Consider the following 18,840-nt stretch of genomic DNA (forward strand, 5'->3'; position numbering starts at 1 on the left):
CCGGTCCTAAGGCGCGGCCGGAGCCGCGCCCGTTGCCGAGCTAGCTAGTGGCTCTCGCCCTTCTTTCGTTTTCGGGCATTTCTCGCAAACATGTTCAGCACCTCAACCAGCGCCGAGAAGGCCATGGCGGCGTAGACGTAGCCCTTCGGAACATGGAAGCCCATGCCCTCGGCGATCAGCGTCGTGCCGATCATCATCAGGAAGGCAAGCGCCAGCATGACGATGGTCGGGTTCTTCTCGATGAAGTTCGCCAGCGGCGTTGCGGCTACCAGCATGACGGTGACGGCGGCCAGAACGGCGATGATCATGATCGGCAGATGCGGCGTCATGCCGACGGCGGTGATGATGCTGTCGACCGAGAAGACGAGGTCGAGGATCAGGATCTGCACGATTGCCGAGCTGAAGGTCGTCGTCGCAGAGTTCGCGATGAAATCCTCGTTGTGATCGGCGGGATCGACGCTGTGGTGAATTTCCTTCGTCGCCTTCCAAAGCAGGAAGAGCCCGCCGGCGATCAGAATCAGGTCCTTCCACGAGAAGCCGTGGCCGAAGACTTCGAATACCGGCGTGGTGAGCTTGACGATCCAGGCGACGGTGCCGAGCAGCGCCAGACGCATGATCAGCGCCAGACCGATACCGACCTTGCGGGCCTTTTCACGGTGTTCGGGCGGCAGCTTGTTGGTGAGGATGGAGATGAAGATAAGGTTGTCGATACCCAGAACGACTTCCATGACGACCAGGGTCACCAGCGCCACCCAGGCGGCCGGATCCTGAACCAGGATCATGATATCTTGCATGAATTGTCTTTCCCTTGCGCCACAGACAGCTGACGCCGAAATCTAGAGTGAAGGCGCAGAGATGCAAGCGCCGCAAGGGGTATACGAAAGCGGGACGGTATTTATTCCGTGAGGAATATGAAGAATGACGCAGTTCCGATGCCGCGAGGCACGCTTCGTCAGGCGGGCTTGTTCTGCTTGGCGCCATAAGCGGCCATGAAGACGCGGATGGCACCGTCGATAACGCGCTTCCGCTCGGCCTCGGATGGCGGCTCGGGCATGCTGCCGAACAGGCGGAACTTGAAGAAACTACCGCTGGCGAGATCGAGGAATTGTCCGGCGGCAAGATCGACGTCATCGATATTGAGCTCACCCGCCTTCACATATCGCGTGAGATAGTCGTGCAAGACCGTGCGCAGATTTTCAGGGCCGTTGAAGAAGCGCTGACAGAGCACCGGCATCCGATCTCGAACGCCGAGAACCGTGCGCATGGCGCTAATCACCTTCTCGCTGGTCACGTGAGCAATGAAGCTCAGGCCGAAATCGTAAAGGCCTTCCTCGATGTTATCATGATGCTCAAGAGCGACGCGCAGCGCGGCCACGAAGGCGGCGCGCTCGGTCTCGATCATTGCGGTGAAGAGCTCTTCCTTGTTGGCGAAGTAGACATAGAGAGTGCCTTTCGAAACGCCGGCTTCGCGGGTCACGTCGTTCATGCTCGCCGCGTCGAAGCCCATCTTCATGAAGACGTGCTTGGCGCCCTCGAGGATCTGCGTGCGCTTGGCCGGATCTTCTCCGGCTGCCCAGCGGCCAGTGGCTGCTGATGTTTCGGCGGCTGAAACCTTGGACACTTCTGTCATCTTCTCCTTAACCATTTTTCGCACTTGCGAAGATTCTTTACTAAAATCGAACCGCTCGGTTCGATATGACTTGATATGGATGTAAAAAGAGCCTATGTCAACTGAACCGAACCGTTCAGTTCGATTAAATCTACTCCATTATCCGGTGTCCGTCTATGTCCACTCAGAAAACCAATGTCGCACGCATTGTTAGCGATTCCGCCGAAGCCGAAGCGGCTAAGCCGGAAACTGCAGCCTCCGCGGACACCCCCACCGCGGAGGCTCGCAGTGCTCCTCAGCAGGCGCCTGCACCGGAAGTGAAGGCTGCCGAGCAGCCGCCGGTCAAGAAGAAGCGCAGCCTCGTGCTGCCGATCGTTGCGCTCGCGCTCCTCGCAGGTGGCGGCTGGTATGGCTACGAATGGTGGACCAACGGCCGCTTCATGGTCTCGACCGATGACGCCTATATCGAAGGCGATATCGCGACGATCTCGCCGAAGGTCACCGGCTATGTTGCCAAGGTCAATGTCGTTGCCAACCAGCTGGTGAAAGCCGGCGACGTTCTGGCGACGCTCGACAATGGCGACTATCAGAACGCTCTCGATCAGGCCGAAGCGCAGATCGCCACGGAAAAGCTGTCGCTGAGCCGTATCGATGCACAGGTTGACGGTGCCAAGGCGGCTCTCGCCCAGGCCCAGGCACAGAAGGTGTCTCTCGATGCCGCCGTTCGCGGCGCCGAGATCACCCAGAAGCGCCAGAGCGACCTGCAGGCGAAGTCGGTCGGCACCGCTGCCGATCTCGATACCGCCAACATCGCGCTCGATCAGGCCAAGGCAAACCTCGTTGGCGGTGACGCCAACATCAAGTCGGCCGAAGCCAACATCACCATCCTGGAAGCGCAGCGCAAGGAAGCCGAAGGCTCTGTCCGGACGCTGGAACTGCAGCGCGACAAGGCCGCCCGCGACCTGTCCTTCACGGTTCTGAAGGCGCCTTATGACGGCGTCGTCGGCAATCGCTCGGTTCAGGAAGGGGATCTGGTTTCTCCCGGTCAGCGCCTGATGGCACTCGTCCCGACCCGCCAGCTCTATATCGACGCGAACTTCAAGGAAACGCAGATCCAGCATCTGGTTCCGGGTTCGAAGGTCAATGTCCATGTCGACGCTTATGACGATCATGCGATCGTCGGTACCGTCGAGTCGATCTCGCCGGCCTCCGGCTCGGTCTTCTCGCTGCTGCCGCCTGAGAATGCGACAGGCAACTTCACCAAGATCATCCAGCGTGTGCCGGTTCGTATCGCGCTCCCGCAGGATGCACTGGATACCGGCCGTCTGCGTGCAGGCCTGAGCGTCGTCGTCGATGTCGACACGCGCACGGCGCCGGACGCACAGCAGGCAAAGTAATCAGCCAGCCGGAGTAAGGCCAATGGCCGCGACCACCACTGCAGGAACCGTTCCCGGCGTCGGAGCCGAGGAACGGATGGACCCGCGCAAGCTCATCGCATTCTTCGCGATGGTGCTCGGCATGTTCATGTCGATTCTCGACATTCAGATCGTCTCGGCTTCGCTGGCCGAAATCCAGGCCGGCCTTTCCGCCGGCTCGGATGAGATCGGCTGGGTGCAGACCTCGTATCTGATCGCGGAAGTCATCATGATTCCGTTGTCGGGCACGCTCGCCCGTATCGTCTCGACGCGCTATCTCTTCGCCGTTTCGGCGGCGGGTTTCACGCTGTCGAGCGTGCTCTGTGCTACGGCGACGAATATCGACCAGATGATCGTCTACCGTGCGATCCAGGGCTTTATCGGCGGCGGCATGATCCCGTCGGTCTTTGCGGCTGCTTTCACCATCTTTCCGCCGTCGAAGCGCAGCGTCGTCTCGCCGATCATCGGCCTGATCGCCACGCTGGCGCCGACCATCGGCCCGACGGTCGGTGGTTATCTCAGCCACGCCTTCTCCTGGCACTGGCTGTTCCTCGTCAACGTCATTCCCGGCATCATCGTCGCCACCGTCACCTGGAACTTCATCGACTTCGACAAGCCTGAGCTTTCGCTGTTCAAGAAGTTCGACTGGTGGGGCCTGATCTCGATGGGCGTGTTCTTGGGCGCGCTGGAATACGTTCTCGAAGAGGGCAATTCGAACGACTGGTTCAACGACAATTATATCGTCATCGGCGCCATCGCCTCGGCGATCGCCTGTGTCGTCTTCTTCTACCGCGCCTTCACCGTCGATTTTCCGGTGGTCGATCTCAGGGCCTTCGCCAACCGGAACTTTGCCTTCGGCTCGGTCTTCTCCTTCGTCATGGGTATCGGTCTCTATGGCCTGACCTATATCTATCCGGTCTATCTCGGACGCATCCGCGGCTATGACTCGCTGATGATCGGCGAGACGATGTTCGTCTCGGGTCTCGCGATGTTCTTCACCGCGCCGATCGCCGGCAAGCTGTCGACGAAGATGGATTTGCGCCTGATGATGGTCATCGGTTTCGTCAGCTTTGCGGCCGGTACCTATATCATGACCGGCCTGACCGACGACTGGGACTTCTACGAGCTCCTCGTGCCGCAGCTGTTCCGTGGTTTCGGGCTGATGATGTGCATGGTGCCGATCAACAACATCGCGCTCGGCACGATGCCGCCGGCCCGCATGCGCGGTGCCTCCGGTCTCTTCAACCTGACGCGTAACCTCGGCGGCGCCGTAGGGCTCGCGATCATCAACACGGTGCTTACCAACCGCCAGGACGTCCACTACGAGCGTCTTCGCGAGAACATGGACTGGGGTCATCCGGCCGCGATCGACCAGCTGAACAATCTGACCGCCAACTTCAATTCCTACGGGATGGATGGCGCGTCGGTGGCGATCAAGCAGATGGTCGGGCTGGCGACGAAGCAGGCGGTGATCCTGTCGTTCAGCGATATCTTCCTGATGCTGACCGTGCTGTTCCTCGCGATGGTTCTCGGCGTTGCGATGATTGCCAAGCCCGCACCGCAAGGCGGTGGAGGCGGTGGCGGAGGCCACTGACGTCTGAGTTTCAAAATAACGGCCGGCTTGGGAAACCAAAGCCGGCCGTTTTGCGTATAGGGCTGCATATCTTTCCAGCGGATGCCGCCTTATGTTTCAGTCTTCCGCCAGGGCAATTGCCTGGCTCTGCATCATCCTGCCCCTGTTCGCATCCGCGCCTGCCAAGGCTGCTGTCAAGGAAGAGAGAATAGATGTCGGCGGCTACAAGCTGAACAGCGTCTTCATTCCGGCATCCGACAAGCCGTCGCTTCCACCCATCGTCTTCATCCATGGCGCCAGCGCCAATCTCTATGACCCGATGTTTTCCTTCCGCGAAAAGCTGGAGGGCAAGGCGGATCTGCTGTTCGTCGATCGCCCGGGTCATGGCCACTCCGATCGGGGCGGGCCGCAGAATGCCTTCCCGGATGGGCAGGCGGATGCGATTGCGGCGTTGATGAAGAAGCGCGGTATCGGCCGCGCGATCATCGTCAGCCATTCCTTCGGCGGCGCCGTTGCTGCAGCTTTCGCGCTTGATCATCCCGATATGGTTGCCGGTCTGGTGTTCCTGTCGCCTGCCGTCTATCCGTGGCCGGGCGGGATCGCCTGGTATTACGACGCCGCGACGGCGCCGTTGACCGGTCCGTTGTTTAGTGCGCTGGTCGTGCCGCCGGTCGGGCTGGCGATGGTCAACGGTGCAACGAATAGTGTATTTGCGCCGAACAAGCGGCCGCCCGGCTATATTTCCAAGGCGCGAACGCTTCTGGCGCTCCGTCCGGCGGAGTTCTACAACAATGCCACGGATGTCGCGAACCTGCTGGAGTGGACCAAGAAGGCCTCGCTGCGCTACCGGCGGATCAAGGCGCCGACGATTATCATCACCGGCGATACCGATAGTGTCGTCTCCCCAACCATCCACTCCGCCCATCTGGCCAGGGATATCAAAGGCGCGCGGCTGATTGTGGTCCACAATCTCGGGCACAAGTCCGATTACGTCGCCCGCGACCTTGCCGTTGCTGCCATCGAAACGCTTGGCGGAAAGCGCCGGGATCTAGGGAAGATCGCCTTGGAGATCGAGGCGCGTATCGTCGCTGACGGCAAGAAATAGCCAAGCTTTTCAATGGCAGATATCGATGCTTCGGCGTCGATGAGATTTTCTGATTTACGTACATCAAAATTGGCGCTAAAGGGTTTCGTCAGGAGGAGTGATGAAGCCTACTGTCCATGATATCGCCGCCCATGCGGGGGTCAGCCTTGCGACTGTCGATCGCGTGCTGAACCAGCGTCCGGGCGTGCGCCACGTGACCCGCGAGAAGGTGGAAAACGCCATTCGCGAGATCGGCTATGTCAGGGATGTGGCGGCCGCCAATCTCGCCAAGGGCCGCACCTATTCCTTCGTCTTCATCCTTCCGGCTTCTGACAATTCCTTCATGCATGGACTGACGGCCGAGATCCGCGACGCGGTTGCCCGTTCGCCGGTGGAGCGCACGCAAATCCGCACGGTCGAGGTTCCGGCGTTCGATCCCGATGCGCTGGTCGAGGCGCTGCAGGCGCTCGGCGCCGAGCGTCCGGCGGGCATTGCGCTGGTGGCGACTGATGCGCCTGAAGTCGTTGCTGCCGTCGATGCGCTGGTGCGCGATGGCATTCCCGTCGTCACCCTCGTTTCCGATCTGACGGGCTCCTTGCGTCACCATTATGCGGGTGTCGACAACATCGCTGCCGGGCGCACGGCGGCTCGCTTGCTTGGCCGCTTCTTGGGCGGCGCAAAGGGCGAGATCGCGGTACTTGCCGGTTCCATGCTGGTGCGCGACCATCGCGAGCGGCTGGAAGGCTTTGCGGCGCTGATGGCGCAGGAATTCCCGGATCTTTCCATCCTGCCCGTCATCGAAGGGCGCGACGATCCGGAGATGGCGCATATGCTGGTCTCCGACGCGCTTTCGAAGAACGATCGCATCGTCGGCATCTATAGTCTCGGCGCCGGTAACCGTGGCCTGATCAAGGCTTTGAAGGCCAAGGGCGCGGGGAGGCAGGTGACTGTCGTGGCGCATGAGCTGACGCCGAATACGCGCGCCGCCCTTCTCGACGGAACGATTGACGCAATCTTGAACCAGGATGCCGGACACGAGGTGCGCAGCGCCATCCGTGTTCTGAAGGCAAAGGCGGACGGGCTTTCGCTGATCGATGCGCAGGAACGCATCCGCCTCGACATATTCTTGAAAGACAATCTGCCGTAACGGCAAAGGGAGAATGACATGTATCTGGGTCTCGATCTCGGAACCTCCGGCGTCAAGGCGATGCTGATCGACGGTGATCAGAAGATCATCGGTTCGGCCAATGGCGCACTCGATATCTCGCGTCCGCATTCCGGCTGGTCGGAGCAGGAGCCGTCGCACTGGATCCGCGCGACCGAAGAGGCGGTAGCCGGTCTGAAGGCCAAGCATCCGAAGGAGCTTGCCGCCGTCAAGGGCATCGGCCTCTCCGGCCAGATGCATGGCGCGACGCTGCTCGATGCCGACGACAAGGTGCTGCGCCCCTGCATCCTCTGGAACGATACCCGCAGCTATCATGAAGCCGCTGCACTCGATGCCGATCCGCGCTTCCGCAAGCTGACCGGCAACATCGTCTTCCCCGGTTTCACCGCGCCGAAGCTCGTCTGGGTCGCCAAGAACGAGCCGGAGATTTTCGCCAAGGTCGCCAAGGTTCTCTTGCCGAAGGACTATCTGCGCCTCTGGCTGACCGGTGAGCATATTTCCGAGATGTCGGACTCTGCCGGCACGTCCTGGCTCGATACCGGCAAGCGCGCCTGGTCGTCCGAACTGCTCGCGGCAACCGGCCTCGATGAAAAGCAGATGCCGTCGCTGGTCGAAGGCACGGAGCAGGCTGGCAAGCTGCGCGGCGAACTCGCCTCCAAGTGGGGCATTGCAGGTACCGTTGTCGTTGCCGGTGGGGCAGGGGACAATGCGGCCTCGGCCTGCGGCATGGGTACGGTCAGCCATGGTGCGGCCTTCGTTTCGCTCGGCACGTCGGGCGTGCTTTTTGCGGCCAACGGCTCCTATCTGCCAAAGCCGGAAAGCGCCGTTCACGCCTTCTGCCACGCGCTGCCGAACACCTGGCACCAGATGGGCGTCATTCTCTCCGCCACCGATGCGCTGAACTGGCATTCGCATGTGACGGGCAAGTCCGCTGCCGATCTGACGAGCGAGCTTGGCGACACGCTGAAGGCGCCGTCGGGTGTTACCTTCCTTCCCTATCTCTCCGGCGAGCGCACGCCGCATAACGATGCGGTCATCCGCGCTGCCTTCATCGGCCTCGAACACGAAAGCAGCCGTGCGGTTCTCACCCAGGCGGTGCTGGAGGGCGTCTCTTTCGCGATCCGCGATAATCTGGAAGCGTTGCGCTCGGCAGGCACCGATATTGCCCGGGTCACGGCGATCGGCGGCGGCTCGCGTTCGCGTTATTGGCTGGCCTCGATCGCGACGGCGCTCGGTGTTCCGGTCGATCTGCCGGCGGATGGCGATTTCGGCGCTGCCTTTGGTGCTGCGCGTCTCGGCCTGATCGCAGCAACAGGGGCAGACCCGGTTGCCGTCTGCACGCCGCCGGAGACGGATGGCACGATCGAGCCCGAGACGGCACTGACCGGCGCCTACGAGGATGCCTACAAGCGCTACCGTGCGCTCTATCCGGCGATCAAGTCGCTGGCGCATTGAACTCCATTCGACGGGAGGTGCGTTGAAAGACCCCTCCCCAACCCCTCCCCACAAGGGGGAGGGGCTTTGCCCCGAGTTCCTGCTTTGCCGATTGGGCAAGGCAGTGCCACCAGCTTTCTCCCCCCTTGTGGGGGAGATGCCGGCAGGCAGAAGGGGACTTTTGACACTCGCGATCGTTCCATAGGAGGAAACAACCATGAGCACCGGATTTTTCGGCGACATCCAGAAGATCAAATACGAAGGCCCAGACAGCACCAATCCGCTGGCTTTCCGTTACTACCAGCCGGACGAAATCGTTCTCGGCAAGCGGATGGAAGACCATCTGCGCTTCGCCGTAGCCTATTGGCACACCTTCACCTGGCCGGGCGGCGACCCCTTCGGTGGTCAGACCTTCCTGCGCCCGTGGTTCGAAGACACGATGAAGGCTGCGAAGCTGAAGGCTGATGTTGCCTTCGAATTCTTCCAGCTGCTCGGCGCCCCCTATTACTGCTTCCACGACGCCGATGTGCGCCCGGACGGCAATAACTTTGCCGAGAATACCAAGAACCTGAACGAGATCGTCGATTACTTCGCTGAAAAGCAGGCCGCGACCGGCACCAAGCTGCTCTGGGGCACGGCGAACCTGTTCTCGAACCGCCGCTACATGTCGGGTGCTGCGACCAACCCGGATCCTGAAGTCTTCGGCTTTGCCGCTGCGACGGTGAAGACCTGCCTCGACGCGACGCAGAAGCTCGGCGGCGAGAACTACGTTCTCTGGGGCGGCCGCGAAGGCTACGAGACGCTGCTCAATACCGACCTGAAGCGCGAACTCGACCAGATGGGCCGCTTCCTTAACCTCGTCGTCGAGTACAAGCACAAGATCGGCTACAAGGGTACGATCCTGATCGAGCCGAAGCCGCAGGAGCCGACCAAGCACCAGTATGACTACGACGTCGCGACGGTTTACGGCTTCCTCAAGAAGCACGGCCTGGAAAACGAAGTGAAGCTCAACATCGAGCAGGGCCACGCGATCCTCGCCGGCCATTCCTTCGAGCACGAGCTGGCGCTGGCCAACGCGCTCGGCATCTTCGGCTCGATCGACATGAACCGCAACGACTACCAGTCCGGCTGGGATACCGACCAGTTCCCGAACAACGTTCCGGAAATGGCGCTCGCCTACTACCAGGTTCTGCAGGCAGGCGGCTTCACCACCGGCGGTACGAACTTCGACGCCAAGCTGCGTCGCCAGTCGCTGGATCCGGCAGACCTGCTGATCGGTCATATCGGCGGCATGGATTGCTGCGCCCGTGGCCTCAAGGCCGCTGCCAAGATGGTTGAGGAAAAGGCCCTCTCCAAGCCGCTCGCCGACCGCTATGCCGGTTGGGATTCGGCCGAAGGGCAGAAGCTTTTCCGCGGCGAGTATTCGCTGGAAGAGATCACCGGCTGGGTCGAAAGCAAGGACATCAACCCGCAGCCGCGTTCCGGCAAGCAGGAACTGCTCGAGAACGTCGTCAACCGTTACGTTTGATTGCGTCGATCGTCTAAACAGAAAGCCGGGAAGCGAAGGCTTCCCGGCTTTTTTCATGAGACAACAACAGACCGATCAGTGCGGTGCGCCGAACTCGACGAGTTTCTGCGTGACACGGCGGGTATCGTAAGGCTTCGGGAAGAATACGCCGCGCACCGGAAGGACCACTTCCTCTTCGCGGATATGGCCAGAGGTGATGATGATTTCGATCGGTGGCCAGCGATCGCGGATCGCGGCGGCCAGCATCATTCCGTCGATACTTCCCGGCATGTCGATATCGGTGAAGACGATACGGATATCGCTGCGCGCTTCCAGAATGCGAACCGCTTCCTCTGCATCGGCCGCGCCGATCGCCTCGAAACCGGCGTCTTCAACAAGGTCGATGGCCATCATCCGCTGCAGCGGCTCGTCTTCGACAACGAGAACGTGTAGTCTCGTGCCTGTGTGATCATCTCCCATAACTCAGTCGCTCCTTTGCATTTGCGAGAGCGACGCGGACATTTTGACCGAGTAGCCATCCGGGCTGTAACTGGTTTCCGTCCCGCCGGACCCTATGAGGCCCATTTTTATAAGCTTGGAACCGAAGCCCTTTTTGGTTGGTTCGAAGGCGGTCGGGCCGCCTTCTTCACGCCACGATAGGTGGAATGTAGCCTGTTCACCTCGACCTTCAATGGTCCAGTGCACATAAGCTGCGCCGCTTTCGGCCGAAAGAGAGCCGTATTTGACAGCGTTGGTGGCGAGCTCGTGCAGAAGCAGGGAAATCGATAGCGAGCCCTTGGGGCCAACAGAGGTTTTCGGCCCGGCTATCGTCACACGATCGATGACGCCCAGCGATTCGATCGCCTTGACGACGAGGTCGTGGACATTGGCGCTCAGCCAGTTGTCCTGCAGCAGGATGTCGTGGGCGCGGCTCAGAGCATGCAGGCGGCGCTCGAAATTCTCGACATGCTCCCGCTCGGCCACTGGCTTGAGGGTCTGGGTGGCAATGGCCTGGATCATCGCGAAGGTGTTCTTCAGGCGGTGATTGATCTCGCGATTGAGGATATCCTGCTCGGCATCGGCCCTGACGCGGGCAATGGCGAGCTGAATGCGATCGCCGAAGCTGCGCACGAAGGCGAGCTCCTCGTTCGACCAGTCGTAGGGGTGGTTGTGATGGACGAAAACCACGAGGCTGAAATGTCCGTGGTCGAAGATCGGCACATTGACCAACACCCGAATATCCAGATCCAGGAGCGCTCTGGCATGATCGCTGGTTCGGGGATCCGAGCTGACATCCTCGATGATCACGGTGTCACCAAGTTTCAGATCGTCGATGAAATTTCCGTAGTCGCGGAAGCTATGGATGCCTGCAAGTGACGCGATGCCGGGTGCCTGCCATTCCGGCTGCACGAACACTGTTTCGTTGCCGGCATCGACCAGACCGAAGCCGGCCCGCGTGGCATCCAACGCCTTGGCCATGAGATCAGCCGCGGCGATTGCCATCGATTCGATATCGTCGAGATTTCTCAGCCGGTCGCCGAGATCGAGCAGGGCCTGCGCGCGGGCGCTGGCGCGCTTCTCGGCGGTGACGTCCTGGACGGTTCCGCGAAGAGCCGCCGGTTTGCCGTCCGCGTCGGTCGTGAAGGCGGCATGCCGGGATATCCAGCGCACGCTTCGATGCTTGGTGCTGATACGGTATTCCACATCCAGCAGCGCCGTGCCATCCATCCGCGTCGAGACACTCGTCTTGACGGACTGGTCGTCGGGAATCACCATGTCTTCGAATGTCGAAGCCGGATAGGTTTCGGCGATCGGTACGTCGAAGATCCTGCAGAATTCAGGCGATACGCGCATCTGGCTGGTGGCGATGTCGAGATCGAACGTTCCGATACGGCCGGCTTCCTGTGCAGCCATGTTCTTGTTCACGGACGAACGCATCGCGGAGCTGATGCTTTTCTGGCGGCGGAAGAGCTCGTCCTTGCGGCTCGAAATGCGGCGTGCCTCCAGCAGCGCCACCACCTGCCGTGAGAGTGCCTGAAGGATCTTCAGCTGATCCGGGGTCAAGCCTTCCGGGCGAGCAACCGTGTCGATGACGCAGAGCGTGCCGATGATCGTTCCGTCGGCGGTCACCAGAGGCGCTCCGGCATAGAACCGAATGCCGGGCGGTGCTGTCACCAGCACATTATCCCTGGTTCGCTCGTCTTTCGTCAGATCGGGGATGATGAGCGGCTGGGGATTCGATAGCGCGTGAGCGCAGACGGACTGGTCGATCGGCGTCTCGCAGCTCTCAAGCCCGACTGCCGCCTTGAACCATTGCCGGTCGACCTCGACAAGGCTGATCAGCGCTACGGGCGTATGGCAAACCGAAGAGGCAATGAAAACGATGTCGTCGAATTCCGGTTCCGGAGCCGTGTCGAGAATGTCGAAGGCTTCAAGCGCGTCAAGTCGCTTCTGATTTTCGGCATGGTGTCGATCGGGTATCGGCGGCACAGAATTCCCAGGTCCTATGTGGCTGTTTCAATTCTTGAATGTAGGCGGGTGGCGGAATTTTCTAGCGGAAACATCCGAGAGTCCAAAAAAGATCTTCGGCCTCGACAGATTGCTACTCAATGGAAGTGAGCCGGAACGAGCGCCGGCATTAAGGACAACGAATGCCTGACCGGCTTTCGCATTTTGATTGGACGCCAGCCGCTGGGTGCAAACCACGATATCGACTGATGCAGCCAGCGTCCGGGTCAGCAAACGGCTGAACCTCGCAATTGTTCCGGCAGCTTTCGCCGATTTCCGGATTTCGGCAGCAATGCTGCGCGATTATCGCCTCTGCCAGTTCTTCGGCGGCGATGAGACGGAGTTGCGCACGACGAGATCCGGGCGCAGCAGGATTTCCGTCTCCGAGGGTTGGCCGTCGCCCAGGAGTTCTAGCAGCAGCGCCATCGCCTGCTTGCCGATTGCCGTTCGCGGCTGGCGGATGGTGGTCAGCGACGGGCTCATGAACACCGCTTGCGGCACGTCGTCGAAACCGGTGACCGAGAAATCGCGCGGGATATCGTAGCCGCGGGCGTTGAGGCCGATCATCACCCCGATCGCCGTCTGGTCGTTGACGCACATAAAGGCGGTCGGCAGCGTATCGCGCATGAACAGCTGCTCGACAGCATGGCGGCCGCTTTCGATCGTGCCGTCGCCTTCGAGAACGATGCGCGTTTCCTTCGGCACGCCTGCAGCGTCCAACCCTGCTTCATAGCCCTCGCGTCGGCGGGTGTAGGCGAGGCGGGTGCGGGAATCGCCGATGAAGGCGATCTTGCGATGGCCCTCGGCCAGCAGGAGATCGACAGCCTTGCGCGCACCTTCTGTGTCATCGACGCCGACATAGGGAATGCCGCCATTGAAAACAGGTTCGAAGACGCCGACGCTCGGCGGCAGCCGGGCCGTCATCGTCTGGTGGCCGAAGGGCAGGATGCCGGTGAAGAGGATGAGGCCCGCCGCCTGGTTCGAATTGAAGAATTTCAGATATTCGAGGCCGCGCTGGGCGTCGTTCTGCGTATGGCCGATCAGCACCCCATAGCCATGGGCGCGCGCCTCGTTTTCCAGGCCGACGAGAATGTTGGAGAAATTCGGGTCGCCAATATCGGGTGCCACCACCAGAATCATGTTCGACCGGCCGAGCCGCAGGCTGCGCGCCATGGCATTCGTCGTGTAGCCGGTGATGGCGATCGCCTGATTGACCTTCAACCGCGTCGAGTTCGCAACCTTCTCAGGCATATGGATCGCGCGCGATACGGTCGCGATGGAAACCTCGGCAATCCGGGCGACGTCTTCGATCGTTGCGGGCGTGGAATTCGACACTGGGGGCTCGCCATAGGCTGTCTTCGCCGCGACACTACACAGACTTGCCGACAGGTCAAAGGCAGCCAGTCACAGATCTGTGTAAATCAATGATGTAAACCTTTACATCCCATATGTAAAGGTTTACATCATTCTTAAGCGGTGGGGAGCCGCAGGGAGGAAATGATGGTTGTGGAGCCTGCAGAGGCTGCGCCTTTGGTGCTGTCCGCGAAGCGAATTTGCAAATCCTTCAATGGGGTGCAGGTTCTCTTCAGCGTCAACTTCGATCTGCGCGCCGGCGAAGTTCATGCGCTGATGGGCGAGAATGGCGCGGGCAAGTCCACCCTCGTCAAAGTCCTGTCCGGTTTCGAGCAGCCGACATCAGGCGAGATCCTTCTCGACGGTCAGCCGATCGTGCTGCCGCCCAATGGCGGTGCCGAGGCGCTTGGCATTGTCATCATTCACCAGGAATTCAATCTCGCCGATCATCTGACGGTTACCGAAAGCCTGTTTCTCGGCCGTGAGGTGACGCATTTCGGTGTGCTCGACCGGCGCTATATGCGCAAGGAAACGCGCCGCGTGCTCGATATGCTTGGTTCGCATGTCGATGAAGATGCGCTGATCAGCACGCTGTCGATCGCCGACAAGCAGATGGTCGAAATCGCCAAGGCGATCAGCCGCGATGCGCGCGTGGTCTTTATGGACGAGCCGACTGCGGTACTCTCCCGCGAAGAAACCAACATTCTCTTCGAGCAGGTCCGCAAGTTGCGCGACAAGGGGACGAGCTTCGTGTTCGTCTCGCACAAGCTCGACGAGGTCATGGAATTGACCGACCGGGTCACGGTTCTGCGTGACGGGCAGTGGGTCAAGACGGCGCCGACCTCCATTCTTGATGGCGAATCCATTGCGCAGCTTATGGTCGGCCGCGAGCTTTCCAGTCTCTACCCGACCAAGGTCGAGCCCAATGTCGATGAAGAAGTGGTGCTGAGCGTCAGCGGTGTTTCTACCGGCTACGTGCAGGATGCCAGCTTCGAGGTTCGCAAGGGTGAAGTCATCGGCTTCTCAGGCCTGATCGGCTCCGGCCGGACCGAGTTGATGGAAGCGATCGCCGGACTGCGTTCGCGCCTCTCCGGCGATGTCGTGATCAAGGGGCAAGAGGTTGCGTCCGGCGACGTGCATGCCGCCAATCGCGCCGGTCTCGCCTATATGACCAAAGACCGCAAGTCGAAGGGTCTGCTTCTGCGTTCCAACATGGTGACGAACCTGACGCTGCAGTCGCTTGGCCAGCATGTGGCTCACGGCTATCTCAGCCCCAACAGCGAGGCTGCGGCGCTGGCCAAGGCAAAGCGCCGCTTCGATATCCGCGTGCGCGACGCCAATATCGTTGCCGGCCGCATGTCGGGTGGCAACCAGCAGAAGCTGCTGCTCGCCAAGGTGATGGAGACCGAGCCCGACATCATCATCATCGACGAGCCAACGCGCGGCATCGATGTCGGCACAAAGCAGCAGATTTATCATTTCATTTCGGCGCTCGCCCGCGATGGCCGGTCGATCATCGTCGTCTCGTCGGAAATGCCGGAGGTTATCGGTCTCTGCACCCGGGTCTGTGTGATGCGCGAGGGGCGTATCGTCGGTGTGCTGGAGGGCGACGAAATCTCCGAACAGGAAATCATGCGATATGCCGCGGGCCTGAAGAGGAAGGCCGCCTGACAATCCGGCAGGCGCCGCTTCGGCACGCGTTTCAACGATAAGATACCCACAGGGTTTGGGTCGGGAGGTTGGTTTTGACAATGAGCATCAACGAGGAGACCAGAGAGATCCGGCGCCGCTCCTGGCGGGACGTCGATCTGCGCGCCGTGGCACCGTTCGCCGCGCTGTTCCTGCTTTTGATCGTCGGCGCCCTGGTCAATCCGAATTTCATCGGCATCACCAATCTCGCCAATGTCGCGACGCGCTGTGCTTTCATCGCCATCATCGCAGTCGGTGCCACCTTCGTGATTTCCGCCGGTGACCTCGATCTGTCCGTCGGTTCTATGGTGGCCTTCGTCGCCAGCTTGATGATCCTTCTGCTCAATTCCGGCGTCATTGCCGATCCGACCATGATGCTTGTCGTCGCCGTCGTGTTTGCCGTCGTTGCGGGCGCGCTCTGCGGTCTGGCGAACGGCTTGATCACCACAATGGGCAAGATCGAGCCGTTCATCGCAACGCTCGGCACGATGGGCATCTATCGCGGCCTCACGACGTGGCTGTCGCAGGGCGGCGCCATCACGCTGCGCTCGCCTGAAATCCAGACGCTCTACCGTCCGGCCTATTTCGGCAGCTTCCTCGGCGTGCCGGTTCCGATCGTCGTCATTCTGGCGGTCACCGCCGTTGCTGCCTTCATTCTTTACCGCACGCGCTATGGCCGCCATGTCGTCGCCGTCGGTTCGAACAGTGATGTCGCCCGCTACTCGGGCATTGCGGTCAACAAGGTGCGCACCATTGCCTTCGTTATCCAGGGGCTCTGCGTGGCGATCGCCGTTCTTCTTTACGTGCCACGTCTCGGTTCGACCTCGGCCACCACCGGTATCCTCTGGGAGCTGCAGGCAATCACGGCTGTCGTCGTCGGCGGTACGGCGCTGAAGGGTGGAGCAGGGCGCGTCTGGGGCACGATTTGCGGCGCCTTCATTCTCGAGCTCGTCGGCAACATCATGCTGCTGTCGAACTTCATCAGCGAATATCTCATCGGTGCGATCCAGGGTGCGATCATCATTATCGCCATGCTGGTGCAGCGCTCGCTGGTCCGGAAGGGATAACGGACCGCAACAGCAATTGGCCGGGCTCACAGGGCGTCCGGTTTACGGGTAGGAAAGTCCCTGAAGTTATGTTGGGAGGAAAATAGCATGCGCAAACTCATGTTGGGTCTTGCGGTTGCGGCCGTCGCAGTGGCGGGTTCCGCATACGCACAGGACAAGAAGTTCACCATCGGCGTGTCCATTCCGGCCGCCGACCACGGCTGGACCTCTGGTGTGGTGTTCCATGCCGAACGCGTCGCCAAGAAGCTGATGGAAGAGCATCCTGGCCTGAACGTCATCGTCAAGACCTCGCCGGACGCTGCCAGCCAGGCAAACGCTGTGCAGGATCTTGATACGCAGGGAATCGACGCCCTCGTGATCCTGCCGTCGGATCCGGATCCGCTGGTCAACGCCATCAAGGAAGTCAAGGGCAAGGGCAAGTATGTCGCTCTCGTCGACCGTGCTCCTTCGACCAACGACGATTCCGTCCGCGACCTCTATGTTGCCGGTAACAACCCGGCGCTCGGCGAAGTCGCCGGCAAGTACATTGCCGCTCAGACGCCGGACGCACAGGTCGTTGTTATCCGCGGTCTGCCGATCCCGATCGATCAGCAGCGCCAGGACGGCTTCGACAAGGGCATTGCAGGCTCCAACGTCAAGGTTCTCGACCGCCAGTACGGCAACTGGAACCGCGACGATGCCTTCAAGGTCATGCAGGACTACCTGACCAAGTACCAGAAGATCGACGTTGTATGGTGCCAGGACGACGACATGGCTGTCGGCGTACTCCAGGCCATCGAGCAGGCCAAGCGCACCGACATCAAGTATGTCGTCGCCGGTGCAGGCTCCAAGGACATGATCAAGAAGGTCATGGACGGCGACAAGATGATCCCGGTCGACGTTCTCTATCCGCCGGCAATGGTCGGTACGGCCATGGAACTGACGGCTGCTGGTCTCTACGATCAGGTTCCGGTTCGCGGCACCTTCGTTCTTGATGCGACGCTCGTCACCAAGGACAACGCCAAGGACTTCTACTTCCCGGATTCTCCGTTCTGATCATTCGCCTTCAGATGCGCCCATTCGCGAGGATGGGCGCATTTTTCATGTCCCGATTTCGCATGCGAACGAATTTGCGGCACGTACCTCTTGCAGCTGCCGGTGAGGCGTGTTTAGTTCGCTCACCATTTGACTTCCGGCTATCCAGCCACATTTGCCGCAAGTGTGTGGAGGCGCCTTGCTCCCGCCAGAATGCGTGTGACAGATTATCATAAACGTTTACGGTCGCTAATCAGGGAGGATTTCTGACATGAAGACAATCAAGGGGCCGGGCCTGTTCCTCGGCCAGTTCGCAGGCGATACAGCGCCTTTCAACTCATGGGATGCGATCACCAAATGGGCGGCCGATACCGGCTATAAGGGAGTTCAGGTTCCGACCTGGGCAAGCCAGCTCATCGACCTCAAGAAGGCGGCATCCTCCAAGGATTATTGCGACGAGTTTGCCGGTGTGGCGCGCCAGAACGGCGTCGAGATCACCGAGCTTTCGACGCATCTGCAGGGCCAGCTTGTTGCCGTCCACCCGGCCTATGACGAAGCCTTCGATGGCTTTGCGGCGCCTGAAGTGCGCGGCAATCCGAAGGCGCGTCAGGCATGGGCTGTCGAGCAGGTGAAGATGGCGCTAACGGCGTCCAAGCATCTCGACATCAAGGCGCATGCGACCTTCTCGGGCGCGCTGGCCTGGCCGTTCATCTATCCGTGGCCACAGCGCCCGGCCGGTCTGGTCGAGACCGCCTTCGACGAGCTGGCCAAGCGCTGGACGCCGATCCTCGATCATGCCGATTCCTGCGGCGTCGATGTCTGCTACGAAATCCATCCGGGCGAAGACCTGCATGATGGCGTCACCTTCGAGATGTTCCTGGAGCGCGTGAAGAACCATCCGCGCGCCAACATGCTCTATGACCCGTCGCACTACGTCCTGCAGTGCCTGGACTACCTTGAGAACATCGACATCTACAAAGACCGGATCAAGATGTTCCACGTCAAAGACGCCGAGTTCAATCCGACCGGGCGCCAGGGCGTCTATGGCGGCTATCAGGGCTGGGTCGAGCGCGCGGGCCGCTTCCGTTCGCTGGGTGATGGCCAGGTCGATTTCGGCGCTGTCTTCTCGAAGATGACCGCCAACAATTTCGACGGCTGGGCCGTGGTCGAATGGGAATGCGCGCTGAAGCATCCGGAAGACGGTGCCCGTGAAGGCGCCGAATTCGTCAAGGCGCACATCATCCGCGTCACCGAAAAGGCATTCGACGACTTTGCCGCGGGCGGTACTGATCAGGCCGCCAACCGGCGGATGCTGGGGATTTAAGCTCTGAAACTCCCTTCTCCCCAGCGGGGAGAAGATGCCCGTCAGGGCAGATGAGGGGGATGAGGAGCGTCAGCGACGAATGCCTTGAGCGGGAAGCG

15 protein-coding genes are annotated in these 18,840 nt (G+C 60.6%); 10 read left to right on the top strand and 5 right to left on the bottom strand.

Features of this window, described 5'->3' with window-relative positions; all coding sequences use genetic code 11:
* Positions 1-44: 44 nt before the first annotated feature.
* Together AC1DJO_RS19090 and AC1DJO_RS19095 are read right to left on the bottom strand one after the other, a co-directional pair.
* Positions 45-794 carry a TerC family protein gene (locus AC1DJO_RS19090; RefSeq protein WP_112516843.1) on the bottom strand — a complete coding sequence of 250 codons (750 nt, stop codon included), beginning with the start codon at positions 792-794 and terminating at the stop codon, positions 45-47.
* 158 nt (positions 795-952) lie between these two features.
* Complete coding sequence (locus AC1DJO_RS19095) at positions 953-1,630, bottom strand: TetR/AcrR family transcriptional regulator (RefSeq protein WP_477972452.1); 678 nt, start codon at positions 1,628-1,630, stop codon at positions 953-955.
* A 155-nt stretch (positions 1,631-1,785) separates the two neighbouring features.
* Here AC1DJO_RS19095 and AC1DJO_RS19100 point away from each other — a divergent pair, with 155 nt between their 5' ends.
* The 6 genes from AC1DJO_RS19100 (at position 1,786) to xylA (ending at position 9,808) form a co-directional block, all read left to right on the top strand.
* Positions 1,786-3,006 carry an HlyD family secretion protein gene (locus AC1DJO_RS19100; protein WP_477940788.1) on the top strand — a complete coding sequence of 407 codons (1,221 nt, stop codon included), beginning with the start codon at positions 1,786-1,788 and terminating at the stop codon, positions 3,004-3,006.
* 22 nt (positions 3,007-3,028) lie between these two features.
* Positions 3,029-4,618 carry a DHA2 family efflux MFS transporter permease subunit gene (locus tag AC1DJO_RS19105; RefSeq protein ID WP_112516841.1) on the top strand — a complete coding sequence of 530 codons (1,590 nt, stop codon included), beginning with the start codon at positions 3,029-3,031 and terminating at the stop codon, positions 4,616-4,618.
* A 91-nt stretch (positions 4,619-4,709) separates the two neighbouring features.
* Positions 4,710-5,702, top strand: coding sequence for an alpha/beta fold hydrolase (locus AC1DJO_RS19110; protein WP_477972454.1), 993 nt, complete (start codon positions 4,710-4,712; stop codon positions 5,700-5,702).
* Positions 5,703-5,802: 100 nt separating this feature from the next.
* Positions 5,803-6,828, top strand: a complete 1,026-nt coding sequence (locus tag AC1DJO_RS19115; protein ID WP_477972456.1) for a LacI family DNA-binding transcriptional regulator — start codon at positions 5,803-5,805, stop codon at positions 6,826-6,828.
* A gap of 18 nt (positions 6,829-6,846) precedes the next feature.
* Positions 6,847-8,301, top strand: a complete 1,455-nt coding sequence (xylB, locus tag AC1DJO_RS19120) for a xylulokinase (RefSeq protein ID WP_477972458.1) — start codon at positions 6,847-6,849, stop codon at positions 8,299-8,301.
* Between the two features lie 196 nt (positions 8,302-8,497).
* Positions 8,498-9,808: a xylose isomerase gene (gene xylA, locus AC1DJO_RS19125; protein ID WP_477972460.1), complete on the top strand. Its 1,311-nt coding sequence runs from the start codon at positions 8,498-8,500 to the stop codon at positions 9,806-9,808.
* Positions 9,809-9,883: 75 nt separating this feature from the next.
* On the opposite strand, the gene AC1DJO_RS19130 is transcribed toward xylA, so the two are convergent.
* From AC1DJO_RS19130 to AC1DJO_RS19140, 3 genes are all read right to left on the bottom strand, one after another.
* Positions 9,884-10,267, bottom strand: a complete 384-nt coding sequence (locus tag AC1DJO_RS19130) for a response regulator (RefSeq protein ID WP_112516836.1) — start codon at positions 10,265-10,267, stop codon at positions 9,884-9,886.
* Between the two features lie 3 nt (positions 10,268-10,270).
* Positions 10,271-12,277: a GAF domain-containing protein gene (locus AC1DJO_RS19135; protein WP_477972462.1), complete on the bottom strand. Its 2,007-nt coding sequence runs from the start codon at positions 12,275-12,277 to the stop codon at positions 10,271-10,273.
* A 321-nt stretch (positions 12,278-12,598) separates the two neighbouring features.
* Positions 12,599-13,630, bottom strand: a complete 1,032-nt coding sequence (locus tag AC1DJO_RS19140) for a LacI family DNA-binding transcriptional regulator (protein ID WP_112385619.1) — start codon at positions 13,628-13,630, stop codon at positions 12,599-12,601.
* 165 nt (positions 13,631-13,795) lie between these two features.
* On the opposite strand from AC1DJO_RS19140, the gene AC1DJO_RS19145 reads away from it, so the two are divergent.
* The 4 genes from AC1DJO_RS19145 (at position 13,796) to AC1DJO_RS19160 (ending at position 18,742) form a co-directional block, all read left to right on the top strand.
* Complete coding sequence (locus AC1DJO_RS19145; protein ID WP_477972464.1) at positions 13,796-15,319, top strand: sugar ABC transporter ATP-binding protein; 1,524 nt, start codon at positions 13,796-13,798, stop codon at positions 15,317-15,319.
* 80 nt (positions 15,320-15,399) lie between these two features.
* On the top strand, positions 15,400-16,404 hold the full coding sequence (locus tag AC1DJO_RS19150) for an ABC transporter permease (protein ID WP_112385617.1): 1,005 nt from the start codon (positions 15,400-15,402) through the stop codon (positions 16,402-16,404).
* An 87-nt stretch (positions 16,405-16,491) separates the two neighbouring features.
* On the top strand, positions 16,492-17,439 hold the full coding sequence (locus tag AC1DJO_RS19155) for a substrate-binding domain-containing protein (RefSeq protein WP_112385616.1): 948 nt from the start codon (positions 16,492-16,494) through the stop codon (positions 17,437-17,439).
* Between the two features lie 250 nt (positions 17,440-17,689).
* A complete protein-coding gene (locus tag AC1DJO_RS19160; RefSeq protein WP_477972466.1) occupies positions 17,690-18,742 on the top strand; it encodes a sugar phosphate isomerase/epimerase family protein in 1,053 nt (350 codons plus the stop codon).
* Positions 18,743-18,840: the final 98 nt, after the last annotated feature.

The sequence above is a fragment of the Rhizobium sp. 05N430 genome (genome assembly GCF_056396985.1).